This window comes from Plantactinospora sp. KLBMP9567, assembly GCF_033446045.1.
GTDB lineage: Bacteria > Actinomycetota > Actinomycetes > Mycobacteriales > Micromonosporaceae > Plantactinospora.
The window spans coordinates 81,001-99,244 of the sequence record NZ_JAWQRR010000004.1 but is presented as its reverse complement, the minus strand read 5'-3'; the positions used below and the strand labels follow the sequence as shown (position 1 = coordinate 99,244).

General features: G+C 72.2%; 16 protein-coding genes. 7 read left to right on the top strand and 9 right to left on the bottom strand.

Going from position 1 to position 18,244, the window contains the following annotated elements; genetic code table 11:
- Window positions 1-137 precede the first annotated feature (137 nt).
- The gene (locus tag R6Y94_RS02265) at window positions 138-986 is read left to right on the top strand and encodes an aldo/keto reductase (RefSeq protein WP_318394056.1); all 849 of its coding nucleotides are present in this window, start codon (window positions 138-140) and stop codon (window positions 984-986) included.
- Window positions 987-1,057: 71 nt separating this feature from the next.
- Here R6Y94_RS02265 and R6Y94_RS02260 read toward each other — a convergent pair whose 3' ends face one another.
- Window positions 1,058-1,369 carry a hypothetical protein gene (locus R6Y94_RS02260; protein ID WP_318394055.1) on the bottom strand — a complete coding sequence of 104 codons (312 nt, stop codon included), beginning with the start codon at window positions 1,367-1,369 and terminating at the stop codon, window positions 1,058-1,060.
- 322 nt (window positions 1,370-1,691) lie between these two features.
- Between R6Y94_RS02260 and R6Y94_RS02255 the strand changes: the two genes are divergently transcribed.
- Entirely contained in the window at window positions 1,692-2,714 is a 1,023-nt protein-coding gene (locus R6Y94_RS02255) for a DUF2267 domain-containing protein (protein WP_318394054.1), read from the top strand.
- Between the two features lie 27 nt (window positions 2,715-2,741).
- Here the strand turns inward: R6Y94_RS02255 and R6Y94_RS02250 are convergent, their stop codons facing one another.
- Window positions 2,742-4,040: an NAD(P)/FAD-dependent oxidoreductase gene (locus R6Y94_RS02250; RefSeq protein ID WP_318394053.1), complete on the bottom strand. Its 1,299-nt coding sequence runs from the start codon at window positions 4,038-4,040 to the stop codon at window positions 2,742-2,744.
- A gap of 160 nt (window positions 4,041-4,200) precedes the next feature.
- Here R6Y94_RS02250 and R6Y94_RS02245 point away from each other — a divergent pair, with 160 nt between their 5' ends.
- Together R6Y94_RS02245 and R6Y94_RS02240 are read left to right on the top strand one after the other, a co-directional pair.
- The gene (locus R6Y94_RS02245; protein WP_318394052.1) at window positions 4,201-5,655 is read left to right on the top strand and encodes a M20/M25/M40 family metallo-hydrolase; all 1,455 of its coding nucleotides are present in this window, start codon (window positions 4,201-4,203) and stop codon (window positions 5,653-5,655) included.
- A 318-nt stretch (window positions 5,656-5,973) separates the two neighbouring features.
- Complete coding sequence (locus R6Y94_RS02240; protein ID WP_318394051.1) at window positions 5,974-6,672, top strand: glyoxalase superfamily protein; 699 nt, start codon at window positions 5,974-5,976, stop codon at window positions 6,670-6,672.
- 14 nt (window positions 6,673-6,686) lie between these two features.
- Here R6Y94_RS02240 and R6Y94_RS02235 read toward each other — a convergent pair whose 3' ends face one another.
- The 7 genes from R6Y94_RS02235 to R6Y94_RS02205 form a co-directional block, all read right to left on the bottom strand.
- Window positions 6,687-7,406, bottom strand: coding sequence for a VOC family protein (locus tag R6Y94_RS02235; RefSeq protein WP_318394050.1), 720 nt, complete (start codon window positions 7,404-7,406; stop codon window positions 6,687-6,689).
- 74 nt (window positions 7,407-7,480) lie between these two features.
- Window positions 7,481-9,115: a GMC oxidoreductase gene (locus R6Y94_RS02230; RefSeq protein ID WP_318394049.1), complete on the bottom strand. Its 1,635-nt coding sequence runs from the start codon at window positions 9,113-9,115 to the stop codon at window positions 7,481-7,483.
- A 153-nt stretch (window positions 9,116-9,268) separates the two neighbouring features.
- Window positions 9,269-11,275 (bottom strand): cytochrome c oxidase subunit I, encoded by a 2,007-nt coding sequence (ctaD, locus tag R6Y94_RS02225; RefSeq protein ID WP_318394048.1) that lies wholly within the window; start codon window positions 11,273-11,275, stop codon window positions 9,269-9,271.
- Window positions 11,276-11,374: 99 nt separating this feature from the next.
- Complete coding sequence (locus R6Y94_RS02220) at window positions 11,375-12,550, bottom strand: zinc-dependent alcohol dehydrogenase (protein WP_318394047.1); 1,176 nt, start codon at window positions 12,548-12,550, stop codon at window positions 11,375-11,377.
- Window positions 12,547-13,008, bottom strand: coding sequence for a hypothetical protein (locus R6Y94_RS02215; protein ID WP_318394046.1), 462 nt, complete (start codon window positions 13,006-13,008; stop codon window positions 12,547-12,549). The genes R6Y94_RS02220 and R6Y94_RS02215 overlap by 4 nt, the downstream gene beginning before the upstream one ends.
- A gap of 238 nt (window positions 13,009-13,246) precedes the next feature.
- Window positions 13,247-13,831, bottom strand: coding sequence for a GNAT family N-acetyltransferase (locus tag R6Y94_RS02210; protein WP_318394045.1), 585 nt, complete (start codon window positions 13,829-13,831; stop codon window positions 13,247-13,249).
- 26 nt (window positions 13,832-13,857) lie between these two features.
- The gene (locus tag R6Y94_RS02205; protein WP_318394044.1) at window positions 13,858-14,757 is read right to left on the bottom strand and encodes an aminoglycoside phosphotransferase family protein; all 900 of its coding nucleotides are present in this window, start codon (window positions 14,755-14,757) and stop codon (window positions 13,858-13,860) included.
- A 128-nt stretch (window positions 14,758-14,885) separates the two neighbouring features.
- On the opposite strand from R6Y94_RS02205, the gene R6Y94_RS02200 reads away from it, so the two are divergent.
- From R6Y94_RS02200 to R6Y94_RS02190, 3 genes are all read left to right on the top strand, one after another.
- Window positions 14,886-15,959 carry an LLM class flavin-dependent oxidoreductase gene (locus R6Y94_RS02200; protein ID WP_318394043.1) on the top strand — a complete coding sequence of 358 codons (1,074 nt, stop codon included), beginning with the start codon at window positions 14,886-14,888 and terminating at the stop codon, window positions 15,957-15,959.
- Window positions 15,956-16,822, top strand: a complete 867-nt coding sequence (locus R6Y94_RS02195; RefSeq protein ID WP_318394042.1) for a hypothetical protein — start codon at window positions 15,956-15,958, stop codon at window positions 16,820-16,822. The genes R6Y94_RS02200 and R6Y94_RS02195 overlap by 4 nt, the downstream gene beginning before the upstream one ends.
- Before the next feature lie 62 nt (window positions 16,823-16,884).
- Window positions 16,885-18,183: a low temperature requirement protein A gene (locus R6Y94_RS02190; RefSeq protein WP_318394041.1), complete on the top strand. Its 1,299-nt coding sequence runs from the start codon at window positions 16,885-16,887 to the stop codon at window positions 18,181-18,183.
- The last annotated feature ends 61 nt before the right edge of the window (window positions 18,184-18,244 follow it).

The following is an 18,244-nucleotide window of genomic DNA, read 5'->3' as shown; positions in this document are numbered from 1 at the left end:
GTGCCGGCCGACGGTACCGGGCGGCCCGTTCGCCGACCTCCCCGGCCACCGGCCGGCGAGGTCGGTTTGCCGGGGACGGCCGGGGGAAGGCGCGCACCGGCGGCAGGGGTACGGCCTGGTCAGGAAGGAGAACGGGCATGGCGGAGCGGGGCGTCCCCACGGTCACACTTCCCTCCGGCGAGGAGATTCCCGCACTCGGCCAGGGCACCTGGGGCATGGCCGAGGACCCACGACGGCGGGACGACGAGATCGCCGCGCTCCGCGCCGGGGTGGATACCGGCCTCACCCTGATCGACACCGCCGAGGTGTACGCCGACGGCGGCGCGGAGGAACTGATCCGGGAGGCGCTCGGCGACCGGCGCGAGGAGATCTTCCTGGTCAGCAAGGTCTCCTCGGAGCACGCAGGCGTCACCGGGACCGCCGACGCCTGCGCCCGCAGCCTGGAGCGGCTCGGCACCGACCGGATCGACCTGTACCTGCTGCACCAGCGCGGCGACGCACCGCTGCCGGAGACGGTCGAGGCGTTCACCAGCCTGATCACCCAGGGACTGATCCGGCACTGGGGGGTGAGCAACTTCGACGTACCGGAGGTGGTCGAACTGGCCGCCATCCCGGGCGGTACCGCCGTGGAGACCGACCAGATCCCCTACAACCTCACCCGCCGGGGCGCCGAGTGGGACCTCCTGCCCCGCTGCCGCGCCGCCGGCCTGCCGGTGATGGCGTACTCGCCGCTGGAGCGGGGCCGGATGCTCGGGCACCCGGCGCTGACCAGGGTTGCGCGGCGGCACGGCGCCACGCCCGGACAGGTGGGACTGGCCTGGCTACTCGGTCAGCACGGGGTCTGCACGGTGATCAAGGCAAGCAGCCCGGAGCACGTCCGGGAGAACCGGGCCGCCGCCGAGCTGACCCTCACCGGGGAGGACCTCGCCGAACTCGACCGGGCCTTCCCAGCACCCGACGGACCGCGACCGCTCGAACTGCTCTGAACAGTCGCGGCCGCCAACGTCACAACCGGCCCGTCGGCCGGCGCTGACCCACGGCAGCCGGAAGGCGTCGCTCAGACGGCCTTGAGCCGGGCCGGCTGGCGGACCGGCTCGACGCCCAACTCGTCGGCGCGGGCGGCATCTTCGGGTGCGCCGCTGTCCGGCGGCTGAAACAGGTAGCGGACGAACTCGCCGCCCGTCTCGTTCTCCTCGGAGCCGGGCCACTGACCGACGGCGTCCACCCCGATGACCTCCCGACCACCCTCGTCGGTCTCCTCGAGCAGTGCCCAGAGCGACACCGGGTAGCAACGGGTCGTGTCCGGGGCGAGCCGCCAGCGGGCGTACCAACCGGGCCGGGCGGGGACGATCTCGACGATCCGCTTCATGGTGACCCTCCTCGGGCGGGCACGTGGGTCTCACGGGCCGACCCGATCATCGGCCCCGACCGGGTGAGGTGGCCTCACCCCCACCGGGTGAGGTGGCCTCACCCCGGCCGGATCAACTCCCCGCACACCGGGGCCCGGGTCCCGGCGCGTTTCGCCGGTGCGGGGTCGGGAAGGCGGTTGATCGCGCCGCAGGCGTACGGTCGGCCGGCGGCCGACCCCGCCCGGTGGTGGCGAAACGCGGAGCGAGCCGAGGTGGGCCCGGATCGGCGATCGGCCGGTCGAACTCGAGGGCTCACGACGACGAGCGCAGCGAGGAGACGGCATGAGCGGCAAGCAGATGGAGGGCGACAACCAGCGGCGCCGTACCCTGGCCCGGCAGGCCCGTCAGCGGGGCCGGCGGCCGAGCGAGGTCGGCGCGACCTTCGGCGCGGACAAGCAGCTCACCAGCCTCGACCGGGGCCGCCGGGACGGTCCCGCCCGGGCCGGGAGCCGCAAGCCGAACGCCGAGCGCGGTGGCCCGGTCACCCCGCCGCCGGCACCGGCCGAGCGGCCCAACCCGGTCCCCGACGTGGTGGTCGGCACGACCACCACCGACGTCCCAATGATCGGGTATCGGGAACTCGTCTCCGACATCGGACGCCGGGCCGGCGTCGACTTCGAACAGGCCCGGGCCGCCGCCGGGGCCACGGTCGTCACGCTGGCCCGGGCGCTGGACGACGCCGACCGGCAACGGCTGCTCGCCGCCGTACCGAACCAGTTGCATGACGACGGCTCGCTGGCCGCCGGCAACCGGCGCCGCGACCTGGCCGGCTTCCTCGACGAGGTGGCCCGGCTGACCCATCGCAGCCCGGAACAGGCCCGGTATCAGGCACAGGCGACGCTGAGCGCGCTCGCCGCACAGGACGGCGGGCTGATCGACTCGCTGAACCTGCCGCCGGAGCTGCGGGACCTGCTCGGCCCGCCACCGGCCGGCGGCGGGTTGGTCGACCCGGCCGGCGCCACCGCCGCGCTGACCGACGACGAACTGCGGGACGCGTTGGCGACCCTCCCCTACTGGTCGGGGGACCGCCGCAGGCTGACCCGGACCATCGAGCTGCCGCCGGAGAACCTGGACCGGGTGCTGGGCCGGCTGGCCCGGCTGCGGCCGGAGACCGGTCGGGGGCCGACGGTCGGCCGCGAGTCGCCGGGGACGGCGGTGCTCACCGTCCGGACGCGTTCACTGGACGCGGTGACCGCGCCGGACGTGGCGCTGGCGCACCAGATCGACGACGCGATCGACGAGGTCGGCGCCGGGATGGCCGCACCGCCGCCGGAACGGGCGAGCGGACCCCGCTTCGGCCCGTGACGGCCCACCGCACCCGCCGGCCCGCCGCTACCAGCGGGCCGGCAGCTCGGGAGAGGCGCTCTCCAGGGGTACGGCGTTCGCCGGCACCAGGCCGAGCTGGATCGCCTGCCGGGTGAACGCCGCGTCCAGCAGCCAGTCGGCACTGACCCGGGCCCGGTTGGCCGGCATCGCGATCAGGTGGTAGCCGCGGGTGACCGCCTTGGCCGGCAGCCCGGACAGCGGCACGTGCACCGGGTTCGCGGCCGCGTCGGTGCCGCCGAGATCCACCACGAAGCCGAGGTCGTGGTGCCGGTACGGCCGCCGCTTGCCCTGCCCGTACGAGGCGGCGACGTTGTGCGCCGCCAGTTTCCCCTGCCGCTGGGCGTGCTGGGCGGTCATCGCCGTCGACTCGCCCGGCCGGGTCAGGTCGGGTACGGCGGCGGCGTCCCCGCAGGCGTATACGTCGGGGAAGCCGGGCACGTTGAGGAACTCGTCGACCACCAGCCGCCCCTTCTCGGTGGGCAGTCCCAGGTCGGCCACGAGCGGGTCGGGGCGGACCCCGACGCACCAGATCAGCGAGCGGGTCGGCACGTACTCACCGTCGCTGAGCCGCACGCCGTCGGCCGTCGCCTCCTTGACCGTGGTGCCCATCCGCACGTCCACGCCCCGGGCGTCGAGCACCCGGCGGGCGGTCTGCGACATCCGCTGGTCGAGTTCCGGCAGTACCCGCTCGGCGAGGTCGAGCAGCATCCAGCGCGGCCGTACGCCGAGCCGGGGGTGCTGGGCGGCCAGCGCGTCGGTGAAGAGCTGCCCGTGCGCGGCCACCTCGGTACCGGTGTAGCCGGCGCCGACGACCACGAAGGTGGTACGCGCGTCCCGCTCCGCCTCGTCGTCGGTCGCCTCGGCCAGTTCAACCTGGCTGACCACGTGGTCGTGCAGGTAGAGCGCCTCGGGCAGCCCTCGGAAGCCGTGCGCGTGCTCGGTGACCCCGGGGATCGGCAGCAGCTTGTTGACGCTGCCGACCGAGATGATCAGCCGGTCGTAGTCGAGCTGCCCGGGGTCGTTCTCGGCGCCGGTGTAGTCGACCCGTTTCGCGGCCAGGTCGATGTGGTTCGCCTCGCCGATCACCACCCGGACTCCGTTGAGGGTGCCGGCGAGGGAGACCGAGACCCGGCTCGGCTCCAGGATCCCGGCCGCCACCTCGGGCAGCAACGGAAGGTACAGGAAGAAGTCGGTCGGGTTCAGCAGCATGATCTCGGCCCGGCCGTTGGCGATCCGGGACAGGCTCTTGGCCGCGTGGTAGCCGGCGAACCCGGCCCCGACGATCACAACGCGCGGTTTGGTCATGGGAGGCCCCTTCCCGGCCATCCGCCGGGCAAACCCACCGCTGGGCGTATCCGGCGGACGGGTCGGCCGGCCCGGACGGGGTCGGGACGACGGCGGACCGGGCGAGAAAGACGATCATGCCCGTTGACAGCCACAGCTCGCATTGATGACGATGCCTGGCATGACATCCCAGGACTCCCGAGGCGACGGGCCCACAAAGCCGACCCGCCGTACGTTCCTGTCCGCCGCCACCGTCACCGCGGCCGCCGCCACGGTCGCCGCTCCGCTCACCGCCGTCCCGGCCGCCTCCGCCAGCACCGGCGGCGGCCCGTCCGGACCCGGTCGGCCGATCCGGCCCCAGTCGCCCGACCGGGAACTGCGGGAGCTGCTCCGCGAGATCGATCAGCGCCGGATCGAGGCCATCGTCCGCCGGCTCGCCGAGTTCGGCACCCGGCACACCCTCTCCAGCCAGGACGACCCGGCCCGGGGCATCGGCGCCGCCCGGGACTGGATCTACGAGCAGATGCGGGGTTACGCCGCCCGCTCCGGCGGACGGATGACGGTGGAACTCCAGTCGTACATCCAGGAGCCGGCCTCCCGTATCCCGGTGCCGACCCGGATCACCAACGTGGTCGCCACGCTGCGCGGCGAGACCTCGCCGGAGCGGATCTACGTGGTGACCGGGCACTACGACTCCCGGTGCACCGACGTCATGGACGCCACCAGCGACTCGCCGGGCGCCGACGACGACGCCTCCGGGGTGGCGGTGGCGATGGAACTCGCCCGGATCATGGCGACCCGACGCAGCGGGGCCACCATCGTCTTCGCCGCGGTGGCCGGCGAGGAGCAGGGCCTCTACGGTTCGGGATACATGGCCCGGCAGTACAAGGCGGCCGGCGCCGACGTGCAGGGCATGTTCAGCGACGACATCGTCGGCAGTTCGACGGCGGACGACGGCACCCGGGACCGGCGTACGCTCCGGCTCTTCGCCGAGGGCGTGCCGACGGCCGAGACGCCGGCCGAGGGCAACACCCGGCGCTCGGTCGGCGGCGAGAACGACTCGCCGAGCCGGCAACTCGCCCGGTACGTCAGCGACGTGGCGGACAACGACAGCACCGGGATGCGGATCCGGGTGATCTACCGCCGGGACCGCTACCTGCGCGGCAGCGACCACATCTCGTTCCTGGAGCAGGGGTACCCGGCAGGCCGGTTCACCGAGCCGAACGAGGACTTCGCGCACCAGCACCAGGACGTCCGGGTGGTCGACGGCAAGCAGTACGGCGACCTGCCGGAGTTCTGCGACTTCGAGTACATCACCCGGGTGGCCAAGGTGAACGCGGCGGCGCTCTGGTCCCTGGCCCAGGCCCCCGGCACGCCGAAGGGCGCCACCATCGTCACCTCGAACCTGACCAACGACACCGAACTGCGCTGGACCCGGGGCACCGAACCGGACCTGGCCGGTTACGAGGTCGTCTGGCGGGAGACCACCGCACCGGAGTGGACCCACGTGATCCCGGTCGGCGACGTCACCACGACGACCATCGACCTGTCGAAGGACAACGTCTTCTTCGGCGTACGCGCCGTCGACACCGCCGGGCACCGCAGCCCGGTGGCGTTCCCCCGCCCCGGTAGCTGAGCGCCGGATCGGCCCACCCGGCGACCGGCCGCCGTCGCCCGTCCCGTCCCGTCCGGAGCAGTTGGTGCCCGGGCGGGACGGGCGTGCGGAGATCGGTCTTCCCGGGCGGGATGGCCGCCGCCCGGGAGGCCGGCGCGCGGGGCGGTGGCGGGATACTCGGGCCGCTATGCTGTGACCGGCTCCGATGCGGCCGGCCGCTTGCGCCCCCGGGTTTGGTGAACGCATCGCTCGATTCCTGACTGTCGCACCGGAGACTCTTGAAGGCGGCCCGGTCAGTAACGCAAGCGCTGAGACGACGGCCGCCGGTATGGAGCTTCGATGACCACGTCGATCCCCGACCCGACGAACGCGGCAACCGAACCCGGCACGACGCCCGCGACTACCGGTCCGGCGTCCGCGACTCCCGGCCCGAAGGCGATGGCCAGGGCGCTGCGGGGCGAGTTGCGCGGCCGGTTCGACCTGGCGGTGACGCACAGCGAGTGCCTGGAGATCGTCGCCCGGCAGCACGGCGTCGACAGCTGGAACGTCCTGGCCGCCCGGCAACCGGCCGCCGCCGCACCGGCCGGTGACGAGCCGGAATCCGCGTTCCCGTGGGGCGCCGGCAACAGCACGATCCCGGTACTACGGATCTTCGCCGTCGACCCGGCACTCCAGTTCTATGTGGACTTCCTCGGCTTCACCGTCGACTTCGGCGGACCGAACGCCGGCCCCGGCACCGCCTACTACGGCCAGGTGTCCCGGCACGGCACCACTCTGCACCTGGCCGAGGCGGCGTACGACGCCGGGCAGGGTGCGACGGTGTTCCTCTGGATCGACGGCGTCGACGAGCTGCGCGAACGGTTGAACCAGCGGCGTACCGAGGTGCCGGTGTGGGGGCCGGCGGTCTGGACGCCCCGGGTCGAGCGGGCCCAGTGGGACGGCAGGGTGCTCACCGTCGCCGACCCGTTCGGCAACCACCTGCGGTTCGGCGAACCCGCCGACCCGGGGACGCGGGCCGGGTTGCCCCGCTGGGCGTAACGGCCGCTGGGCGGCTACGGCTGCCCGGGACGGGTCAGGCAGAACGGCTTGTCGGCCGGGTCGGTGTAGACCCGGAAGGTGCGCCCACCGCCCGGCTGCCGCGTCGCGCCCAGCGCGAGCACCGCCGGCTCCGCGACGTCGAAGTCCTCGACGAGCACGTCCAGGTGCACCTGCTGCGGATGGGCCGGGTCCGGCCAGCGGGGTGCGGTGTAGTCGGCGACCTGCTGGAAGAGCACCGGCTGCTCACCGTCGTTGCCGATCATCGCCATGCCGTCGGCCTCGAAGCTGACCGGCTTGCCGAGCAGCTCGGCGTAGAAGGCGCTGAGCACCTTGGCGTCGGGGCAGTCCAGCATCACGCCCATCAGGGTGGTGTCCGGGTTGTCCGCCTTAAGGCAGAGGTCGAAGGGGTGCCCGGCAGGGTCGGCCATCGTGTACCACGTCTCGTTCCGGTTCAGCAGGGTCCCGCCGAGGCCGACGGCCCGGTCGAGTCCGGCGTCGAGGTCGGGGACCCGCAGGTCGAGATGAGCCTGCTGGGGTCGGTCCTGGCCGGGCCAGCGCGGCGGCTGGTGGTCCGGCGCCAGTTGCAGGCCGACCTGCCAGCCGTCAGGCGTGTTCAGCGTGATCCATTCGTCGTCCACGTCCGACTGCACCCACCCGGCCAGCCCTCGGTAGAACGCGGCGAGACCCTGGATGTCGGGCGCGTCGAGCACCACCATCTCCAGCTTTCCGATCATCAGTCACTCACTTCCTGGGGTCGTCGGCCCGCATTCTGCCGCCCGGGTACGACACAATCGCCCGAGCCGAGCTGTCAGAAGACGACACCCACGTCCCGGGCCACGATGTCGTCGAGGCAGCGCTCGGCCAACGCGGCGACGGTCAGCGCCGGGTTACAGGCCGCGGTGGAACCGGGGATCAACGAGGCGTCGACGACGTACAGCCCGGGATAGTTGGCGACCCGGCCGAAGCCGTCGCAGGCCCGGCCGAGCACCGCGCCGCCGAGCGGATGGAAGGTGTACGCCTCCAGCCCGTTCATGTCCAGCAGCCCGTACGGCGCGGCGGCGGCCAGCGACAGCAGCCCGTCCAGTACGCCGATCCCGGTCGGCGGCGGTGCCGGGCCGGACGACTCGCCCGACCCGGTGACCAACTGTCGCAGTGCGGCCAGGATCGCCTGCTGGGCCGCCCGGTCCCCGTCCGGCGGCCAGATCAGCCGGACGTCGTCGGTGAGCGGCAGGTACTCGAAGCGGCCGACCGGCTCGCAGATCCCGAAGCCCGGCACCGGCATCGCGTGGGTCTCCACCGGAAACGGCGCCGGACCGAACTCGATGGTGACCGCGTTCTCCGGGTCGTCCCAGCGCATGATCGCCACACTTGTCGGGCCGCCCTGGTACGCCCCGGTCGGCTCGGGCACCAACGCCCGCAGGTGGATCCGGGACCCGTTGTTGCCCCAGTGCCGGCCGACCTCCTCGGTCAGTCGCGGCAGCGCCCCGGTCTCCCGGGCCCGGACCAGCATCCGGGAGGTACCCATCGACCCGGCGGCCAGCACCAGGGCGTCACCGGTCAACGTCACCCGTTCCCGCAGGTTGCCGTCGGCGTCGATGTGCCGGGCCCGGACGACGTACCGGCCCTGCGCGTCGGTCGCGATGTCGGTCACCACGTGCAGCGGCCGGACCTCGGCCAGCCCGCTCGCCTCGGCCCAGGCCAGATAGTTGCGGTCCACCGAGGTACGCGCCCCACTGTTGATCCCGGTCAGGTACTCGCCGATCGACGCCGACGGCACCGCGTCCCCGGCCAGCTCGGCCCGGACCACGGACCAGTCGCACGCCTCGTCGATCCGCCCCGCCGGCAGGCCGGCCCGGCGTGCCTGGTCGAGGAAGAGCCGGGTGCCGGCGTAGCGCGGGTGCGCCAGGACGTCGTCGGGGATGGTGCCGACCCCGATCCGGGCCCGGACCCGGGGGTAGTAGCGGTCGGCCATCTCCTGGTAGTCGAGTTCGGCCGGCATCACCCGGTCGAAGACCGCCCCGGCCGGTTGCAGCAGCACCCCGTCGACCAGCGAGAGGCCGCCCACGGCGGCACCGGTGACCACGCTCGTGCCCTGTCCGACGATCTTTTCGAAGAGTCCGGCGTACGGCCGGTAGACCGCCGGCGGCATGCCGGGATAGACCGGGGTGGGGGTGAACCACGACGACCGGCGATCCGGGCGCAGGAACGGCGGGAAGGTGTCCCCGGCCGGGGTCACCGGCCAGCGCCGGCCGCGTTCCAGCACCACACTGCGTACGCCGGCCTCGGCCAGCCGGTACGCGGCGATCGCCCCGCCGTACCCGCTGCCGACCACGATCACCCGGTGCCGCTCCTCGACGGTACGGACGGCCGCCAGTCCGGTGGCAGCGACGGCGGCCCCTGCGGTGCGGCCGAGGAACTCCCGGCGGGTGAGGTCGGTGGCCACGACCGCTCCCCCGTCAGTGCCGGACGCGTGTCGCGGGCGGGATCACCGTCATGGGCAGAGTGTCGCCCCTCGATGGACTATCCGCACGCCGACACCCCCACCGCGGGTCACCGTCTCTGCTCCGCCGCGCGCCTGACCTGCTGGTCCACCGGGCTAGTCCGCTTCCTCCTCCTCTCTGCCGCTCGGGGGGTCCCGCCACCGTTTCGAACTCGGTCCGGTGCGTTCGGCGTCGAACGGGTTGTCGGTCGCCTCGTCGGTCTGCTCGAAGCTCGGCCGGCGGACCTCGTCCGGCTCGGGTACCTGCACCGGCCGGGCGCCGGACTGCTCCGGTGGATAGTGCGCGACCGCATCCCGCGCCCCCTGGGCGCCCTCCGCCATCGGTGGCTCCGGCGTCGTACGGCCACGGTGCAGTTCGTCGCGGATCCGTTGCGGTGGTTCGGCGGCCCGTTGCGGCAGGTCCCGGCCGAGGTCGGCGACGAGCGGGCCGTACTTCGCGTCGAAGGCGGGCCGCTCGGACCGGATCAGCGGCATCCGGTCGAAGTTGCGCAGCGGCGGCGGGCAGGTGGTGGCCCATTCCAGCGAGTTGCCGAATCCCCAGGGGTCGTCGACGTCGACCACCCGGCCGAACCGCCACGACTTCCAGACGTTGTAGATGAAGAAGAGGGTGGAGGCGCCGAGCACGAAGCTGCTGATGGTGGAGAAGGTGTGCAGGATCGTGAAGCCGTCGGTGGGCAGGTAGTCGGCGTACCGGCGCGGCATCCCCTCGTTGCCGAGCCAGTGGTGCACCAGGAAGGTGCCGTGGAAGCCCAGGAACATCATCCAGAAGTGGACCCGGCCCAGCCGTTCGTCGAGGAGCCGGCCGGTCATCTTGGGGAACCAGAAGTAGACCCCGGCGAACGCGGCGAAGACGATGGTGCCGAAGAGCACGTAGTGGAAGTGGCCGACGACGAAGTAGGTGTCCGTGGTGTGGAAGTCCACCGGCGGGCTGGCCAGCAGCACCCCGGTGAGCCCGCCGAAGAGGAAGGTGACCAGGAACCCGACCGAGAAGAGCATCGGCGTCTCGAAGGTCAACTGCCCCTTCCACATCGTGCCGATCCAGTTGAAGAACTTGATTCCGGTCGGTACGGCGATGATGAACGTGAACGCGGAGAAGAACGGCAGCAGCACCTGACCGGTGGCGAACATGTGGTGCGCCCAGACCGTCATCGAGTAGAGGAAGATGACGATGATGGCGAGGACCATGGTCTTGTAGCCGAACAGCGGCTTGCGGCTGAAGACCGGGATGATCTCGCTGATGATGCCGAAGAACGGCAGCGCCACGATGTAGACCTCGGGATGGCCGAAATACCAGAACAGGTGCTGGTAGAGGATCGGCCCGCCGTGTTCGGCGGCGTAGACGTGCGCACCGACCACCCGGTCGGCGAGCAGGGCCAGCAGCGTCGCCGCCAGCAGCGGAAAGACGACCACCGCCATCAGCGCGGTGATCAGCATGGACCAGGTGAACAGCGGCATCCGGAACATCGTCATGCCCGGTGCCCGCAGGGTCAGGGTGGTGGTGATCAGGTTGACCGAGCCGAGGATGGTGCCCAGTCCGGAGATCACCAGACCGACCACCCAGAGGTTACCGCCGATCCCCGGGCTGTGTTCGTAGCGGCTCAGCGTCGGATACGCCGTCCAGCCGAAGTCGGGCCCCCCGTTGGGGACGAGGAAGGCGCCGAGCACCATCAGGCCACCGAACAGGTACAGCCAGTACGCCAGCGCGTTGAGCCGGGGGAACGACACGTCCGGGGCGCCGATCTGCAACGGCACCAGGAAGTTGCCGAACGCGAACGCCAGCGGGGTGGCGAAGAGCAGCATCATGATGGTGCCGTGCGAGGTGAAGAGCTGGTTGTACTGCTCCGGCGAGAGGAACTGCATTCCCGGGCGCGCCAGCTCGGCCCGCATCAGCAACGCCTCGATCCCCGCCGCCAGGAAGAAGCCGAACGACGTCGTCAGATAGAGCAGCCCGATCTGTTTGGCGTCGGTGGTGGCCAGCAGGCGGAGGAGTTGGCTGCCCTTGACCGCCTCCCGGACCGGCCCGGGATATCCGCCCGAGCGTGCGGGGGCCAGGATCAGCCGCCCAGGGTCGTGTCCGGGTTCGGTGGTTACCCGTTTCCGCATCGCGGCTCATCCCATCGACGAACGGACTGGCAGGGTGACGGGGGGTGGCACCGGCGCCGGGCCCGGCGGACGGAGTTGCCGGCGGGCCGCCCCGGCAGCTCAGCCGGCGGGTACGAAGACGGCCCGCACACAACCGTCGAGCTTCTGCTTGAACATGTCGTAGCCGCGCGGCGCCTCGTCCAACGGCATGGTGTGCGTCGCGAGGTGCTCGGTGACCAGCTCGCCCCGGGCCATCCGCTCCAGCAACATGGGGATGTACCGCTGCCCGTGCTGCTGGGCGCCGCGCAGGGTCAGCCCCTTGTTCATCAGCGCGCCGAGCGGGAACTTGTCCACCATGCCGGCGAAGACGCCGAGCACGAACACGCTGCCGCCCTTGCGGCAGTGGTAGATCGCCTCCCGGGCCGCCACCGGCCGGTCGGTCTCGATCCGCAACTGTTGCTTCACCTGGTCGTACCAGAGCTGCGGGCCGCCGCTGTGCGACTCCATCCCGACCGCCTCGATGCAGACGTCGGGGCCCCGGCCGCCGCTGCGTTCCAGCAGCTCGCCGCCGATGTCCTGCCGCTCGTAGTTCAGCGTCTCCACCCCGAGGTGCCGCTGCGCCATCTCCAGCCGGTCATCGAGCCGGTCGATCATGATCACCCGGTCGGCACCGAGCAGGACAGAGGCGCGGGCCGCCATCTGCCCGACCGCCCCGGCGCCCCAGATCGCCACCACGTCGCCCGGCCGCACACCACCGAGGTCGGCGCCCATCCAGCCGGTCGGCGCGGAGTCGGAGGCGAAGACGGCCCGCTCGTCGCTCACCCCCTCCGGTACGGTGAAGGCGCCCTGGTCGGCGTAGGGCACCCGGATGTACTCCGCGTGGCTGCCGGCGAAGCCGCCGAGCGCGTGCGAGTACCCGTAGCAGCCGCCGGGCGCGAACCCCCAGACGTTCTCGGTGATCACCGGGTTGGTGTTCCCGTTGTCGCAGAGCGAGTACTGCTTCTGCTGGCAGTACCAGCACTTGCCGCAGGAGACGAACGAGCAGACCACCACCCGGTCTCCGACCCGGTGCTTGCGCACCTGCGAACCGACCTCGACGATCTCGCCGAGGAACTCGTGCCCGATCACGTCGCCGCGCTCCATGAACGGCACGTACCCGCCGAGCAGGTGCAGGTCGGACCCGCAGGTCACGGTCTGGCGCACCCGTACGATGGCGTCCTGGTCGTTGCGGAGCTGTGGATCCGGCACCTGGCGTACGGCAAGTTCGTTGGCCCCTTCCCACACCAGCGCCTTCACAGCCGGCCCTCCCTGCGCCCGTGCCGGGTAGTTAGCTGGAGTGGCCTGTTCAACGGGGTCGACTCGGTGGTCGGCGGATAGTCCGGGTGCAGCACCTCGCTGGTCTCGATGAGCTGCTTCGCCTCCCGCAGCGCGGCCCGGATCGCCTGCTCGGGATCCCGGCCCATCACTCGCCGGACCGCCCTGGCGGCGGGGAGCCGGGCGCCGTCCCTGAGCCGTACCGCGATCTCGGTACCCCGGTTGCCGGCCGCCGGCCGGACCTGGATCTCGACCGCGTCGCCGAGGCCGGTCAACGGCTCCGGCAGTTGGCCGTCCACCCCGATCTTGTCTGCCGGGCGGTTCACGGTGGCGACGTGCCAGCGCGGTCTGCGGCGGCCGACGAGGCGCTGCGGCCACTGTCCGTCGCCGTGCGCCGACCCGCCGAGCAACCGCCGGACGACCAACCCTCCGGCGACCATTGCCGCCCCTCCGACCAGCCACCTCATCTGTCGGCCCCCGTCGACGTCGAATGCTGACGTGGGGCGATCGCGACCAACCAGCGAGCCCCACCGCGCAAACCCTCTCACAACGGACGCATGATGCCAGGGAGAATCCTGATACTTCGCCTGACCCGACCACACCCCGACGCGCGTCCGGGCATCCGCCGGACCGCAACGGCGCCGACCCTGCCGGCAGGGGTGGGGACCGGGGCGCCCGCTAACGGGTACCGTCCGGACCTGCCGCCCGCTGCCGCTGCCAGTCCGCCCGGTCCAGCGCGTACTCGACGTCGCCGTGCTCGTCACCGGGGATCCGGTCCGGCCAGTCCGCGTGGAACACCCGGACCAGCCGCAGGCCGGACTTCTCCATCACCCGCCGCGACGCGGTGTTCACGACCATGGTCTCGGCCAGCACCCGCCGTACGCCCTGCTCGGCGAAGGCCTTGTCGATCAACGCCCGGCTGCCCTCCGTGGCGAATCCCCTGCCCCAGGCGGAACGGCGGAGCCGATAGCCCAACTCCGGCTCGTCCGCCGGATGCCCCTCACCCGGCCGGAGGTGGAACCACCCGAGGAACTCCCCGGACGCCCGCTCCTCGACGGCCCAGAACCCGAGCCCCGGCGACCCACGGTAGTAACGCAGCCATCGTGGCAGCACCACCTGCTCGACGTACTCCCGGGGCGTCGGCCGACCGCCGTTGATGAAGTACATGACCTCGGGGTCGGCGTCGAGCGCGACGAGATTGTCGACGTCCGCCCCGGTGAACTCCCGGAGCACCAGACGCGGGGTCGTGAGATAGACGGCCATCGGTTCACTATGCCGCGCCCGGGCAGCTATCCCAAGGTGTCGAAATCGGCGATGACCTCGTCGATCGTGTGCCGGGCCTCGGCCGCGTACCCGGGTGCCCGGTCCTGGTAATAGGGCAGCGCGACGAGCGCGATCGACAGTGCCCGGCCCCGGGCCCGCCGCCAGGTGGCGTCGTCGGCGTCGACCGCTGCCCGGAACGTGCCCCGGGCGCCGGCCGGCAGCAGGTTCCAGGCGACGATCAGGTCGCAGGCCGGGTCGCCGACACCCACGGTGGCGAAGTCGATGACCGCGCTGAGCCGCCCGTTCACGGTGAGCAGGTTGCCGGGCATCAGGTCGGCGTGCACCCAGGCGGGCGGGCCCGCCCACGGCAGGGCGCGCAGGGCGTCGTCCCAGGCGGCGGTGGCCGCGTCGGTGTCGACGGTCCCGCGCAACTCGGCGATGGCGTTCCGGGTGTGCACGTCCAGGTCCGCCAACGGCCCGCCCCGGTAGGCCGCCGGACCGCCCGGCAGCGCGACGGACCGGAGGGCGCGGACGAATCCAGCCAGGTCGGCGGTGAGGTCGTCCGCCGCGGCGAGCTGGCCGGGGACCGGGTTGGCGCCGGGAAGCCAGCGCAGCACCGACCAGGTGAAGGGGTACCCCTCGGCGGGCTGCCCCACCGCCACCGGAGCCGGTACGGCGACCGGCAGGTACGGCGCCAGCCGCCGTAACCAGCGGTGCTCCTCGGCTTCCTCGCCCGCCGCCCCCGGCACCCGGCACAGCCGCACCACCAGTTCCGGGCCCAGCCGGAACAGCGCGTTCACGGTGCCGGAGCCGGCCACCGGACGCACCGGTTGGTCCGCCCACTCGGGGAACTGCCCGGCGACCAGCCGGGCGACCAGCTCCGCCGAGATGTCGATCTCATCCTCGTGCATCTTCGGAACGGGCAAGACAGCTCTCCTGATCAAGGGGCAGACTTGCGGCAGCATCGCCGATGGGCGGGGCCGGGGCAACCGGGTTAGGCCGTTCCGGCCGGCACGCCGACGCTCCGGATCGCCCGCGCGGGACAGGAGGACCTTTGCCGCCGACCTCGAAGCCCCTGCGCAAGCTGGGGTTCCTCACCATCGGGCTGTTCGACGCCGCCGACCCGCGCCGGGGCCACGAGACGACCCTGGAGATCATCTCGCTCGGCGAGCGGCTGGGTTTCGACAGCGCCTGGGTCCGGCACCGCCACCTCCAGTACGGAATCTCCTCCCCGGTCGGCGTCCTGGCGGCGGCCTCGCAGCGGACCAGCCGGATCGAGCTGGGCACCGCTGTCATCCCGCTCGGCTGGGAGAATCCGCTGCGCCTGGCCGAGGATCTGGCAACGGTCGACATCCTCTCCGGTGGCCGCCTCAACCCGGGCGTCAGCTTCGGTCCGCCGATGCACTACGACCGGGTCAGGCAGGCGCTCTATCCGGAGACCGCCGATGTCGAGGACTTCAGCTACCAGCGGGTACGCCGGCTGCTCGACGCCGTCCGGGGCGAACCGGTCACCGACTTCAGCGGCGTCGAGGGCTTCGAGGTCTACTCCGACCGGGTCCAGCCACACGCTGAGGGGCTGGGCCGGCGCATCTGGTACGGCGGCGGGAGCCTGCGCTCCGCACGGTGGGCCGGCGAGCACGGGATGAACTTCCTGACCAGCAGCGTGGTCAAGGCGGAGGAGTCCGAGGACTTCGCCGAGATCCAGCTCTCGCACATCCGTACCTTCCGGGCCCACCACCCGGACGGCGACCGGGCCCGGGTCTCCCAGGGGCTGGTCGTGATCCCGACCGACAGCGCCTCGCCGGAGCAACGCACGAAATACCGGGAGTACGCCGAGAAGCGCACGCCCCGCACCGCCACGCCGCAGGGTCCGGCCCGGATGATGTTCGCGCCCGACCTCGTCGGCAGTTCGACGGAGATCGCCGAGCGGCTACACGCGCACCCCGCGTTCCGGGAGGTCGACGAGGTCGCCTTCGCCCTGCCGTTCACCTTCGGGCACGACGACTACGTGCAGATCCTCACCGACATGGCGACCCGGCTCGGCCCGGCCCTCGGCTGGCGCCCGACGACCCCGCCCGACCAGCCGGCGGAGACCGCGCCGCCCGACCAGGCCGCGGAGCGGACGTGACCGGCGACAGCGCGCAGGCCCGCCCCGGCCTGGCACCCGGTGCCCGCTCGCCCGTCGGCACCATGTTCGCCGCGCTCTACGGCGGCCTGACGCCGCACCCGTGGCGGGACCCGCACAGTGCCGCGGACGCGTACGCGCTGTTCCACGAACGGTCGCTCGCGATGGGGTGGCTGGACGACGTCGGCGGGGTCGTCCGGATCACCGACGCGGGCATCGAGGAGCGGAAGACCGGGGCACCGGGCCTGTGGGGCATGAACGACGCCGGGCAGGACCATCCACTCGCCGTCCCCGACACCTCCCTGGTCGCCTGGTTCCAGGTGGGGGTGGAGCCGCTGCCCGCCGACCGCCCGCTGCCGGTGCAGCCGTTCCTGCGCTGCGCCGGTGACGTGACGGCCCGGATCGGCACCCTGGACCTGCGGGCGGTGCAGGTGTTGCTGCCGGTGCAGGGCCTCGACCCCGGGTCGGCGCCTCCGGAGTACGCCGGGATGCCGTCGCTGCGCACCGCCGGCTGGTTCGGCGCAGGTGACCCGGGGTCAGGTACGCCGGTCCGGGTCACCCTGGACGGCGGCCAGGCGCAGACCGTCGCCTCGGCGGCACCGCTGATCCGGGAGCGGATCGACCGGCTGGACCAGCAGGTGTTCGCGTGCGCGTCGTACTCCCTGACTGATCAGGACGCGCCGCCGATGGCGCCACCGTTGCACGACGGTTTCTGGACCGGTCCGTCCCGGCACCGGGCGACTCTGCACGGGACGCTCGCCGAGTGGTCGCTCGACGCGCTCGGCTGGCTGGGCGGTTTCCTCGCCGACCTGGCCGCCGGCCAGGGGGTCGGCACCCCGCTGCTGTTCACCGCCAGCCGGTCGTAGCCGGGCCGCTCGCCGGGTCGCCCGCGCCGGTCGGGATCGACCCGTGTAGCACCCTGGCCACCATGTCCATGCTGGTCCCGCGCCGGGGCGGTACCGGCGACCAGCGGCTCGGCCGGCATCCGTCCCGGGCCGAAGATCGCGCAGCCGAAGTGACTTTCCGCTGGCCACCGCCTCGGTATGGTGTGGCGGTGCCGCCCCAGCAGTCGAACGACAAGGTGGTGACCTGGGAGGAACTCTTCTTCGATCTGGCCTTCGTGTTCGCGCTGACCCAGTTCTCCCACGTGCTGCACCGCGACCAGAGTTGGGCGGGCGTCGGCAAGGCCCTGATCCTCTTCGTCACGGTCTACTGGATTTGGGGCGGCGCCGGCCTCTACACCGACCAGCGGAACGTCAGCATGGCGTCCGGCCGGCTCGTGATCCTCACGCTCGGTTTCGGCAGCGTGCTGCTGGCGATGACCATTCCCGACGCGTACGGCGAACGTGGTCTGCTCTTCGCCAGCACCGCCCTCGCCTCCCGGATCCTGTTGGGCCTCGTCACGCTGCGTACCCTGCCCCGCTGGCGGGCTTTCGTCTTCAGCCCGCACGGGGTGGTCGTGCTGACCGGTCCGCTGCTGCTGGCCGGCGCCCTGTCGCAGGGCACGGTCCGGATCGCGCTCTGGGCGGTCGCCGCCGTCCTCGACGTGTTGAGCCCCTGGCTTGCCGACAGGACCGTCCGGACGATCCGCGTGCAGCCACGGCACTACGCGCACCGCTACGGACTGTTGATCATTCTGGTGCTCGGCGAGTCCGTGATCCAGATCGGCGCGGCGTCCGTCGAAGAACCGCTGACGGCCGTCCGGGTGCTGACGATGGCCACCGGGTACGCCCTGGTCGCCGCGCTCTGGTGGACGTACTTCGGCTACGGCGTGCACACATTCCGGTGGGCGCTGGAGCGGGCGGAGGACCGGGAGCAGGCAGCGTTGCGGCGGGCGATCCTGGTCTACGGCCACCTGCTGTTCAGCCTTGCGATCATCGTTATCGCCGACGGTCTGGCAGACGTGGTGATGGCGCCGGTCGAGTTGCTGACCGGCGCCCAGATGACCCGGCTCGTCGGCGGCTGCGCCCTCTTCCTGGGCACCTTCACCTACACCCACTGGCGCATCCACCGGAAGGTCGCCTGGCGGCGGCTCGGCGTGGCCGCCGCCTGCTTCAGCCTGTTGCCGCTGGTGGCATTGCTGCCGGCGCTGGCCGCACTCGGGCTCCTGCTCCTGCTCGTGGCCGGGCTCGCCGTCATGGAGGAGATGTTCCGGCACCGGAACGCGACCCGCTCCGGCGGCATCCGACTCGAAGAGATGGACCGGGGCCCGGTCACGGGCGAGTGACCCCGTCCTGGCCGGGCACCCGTCGGCGACGCTTTGAGTGCGAATCACCGTTCCAGGCTGT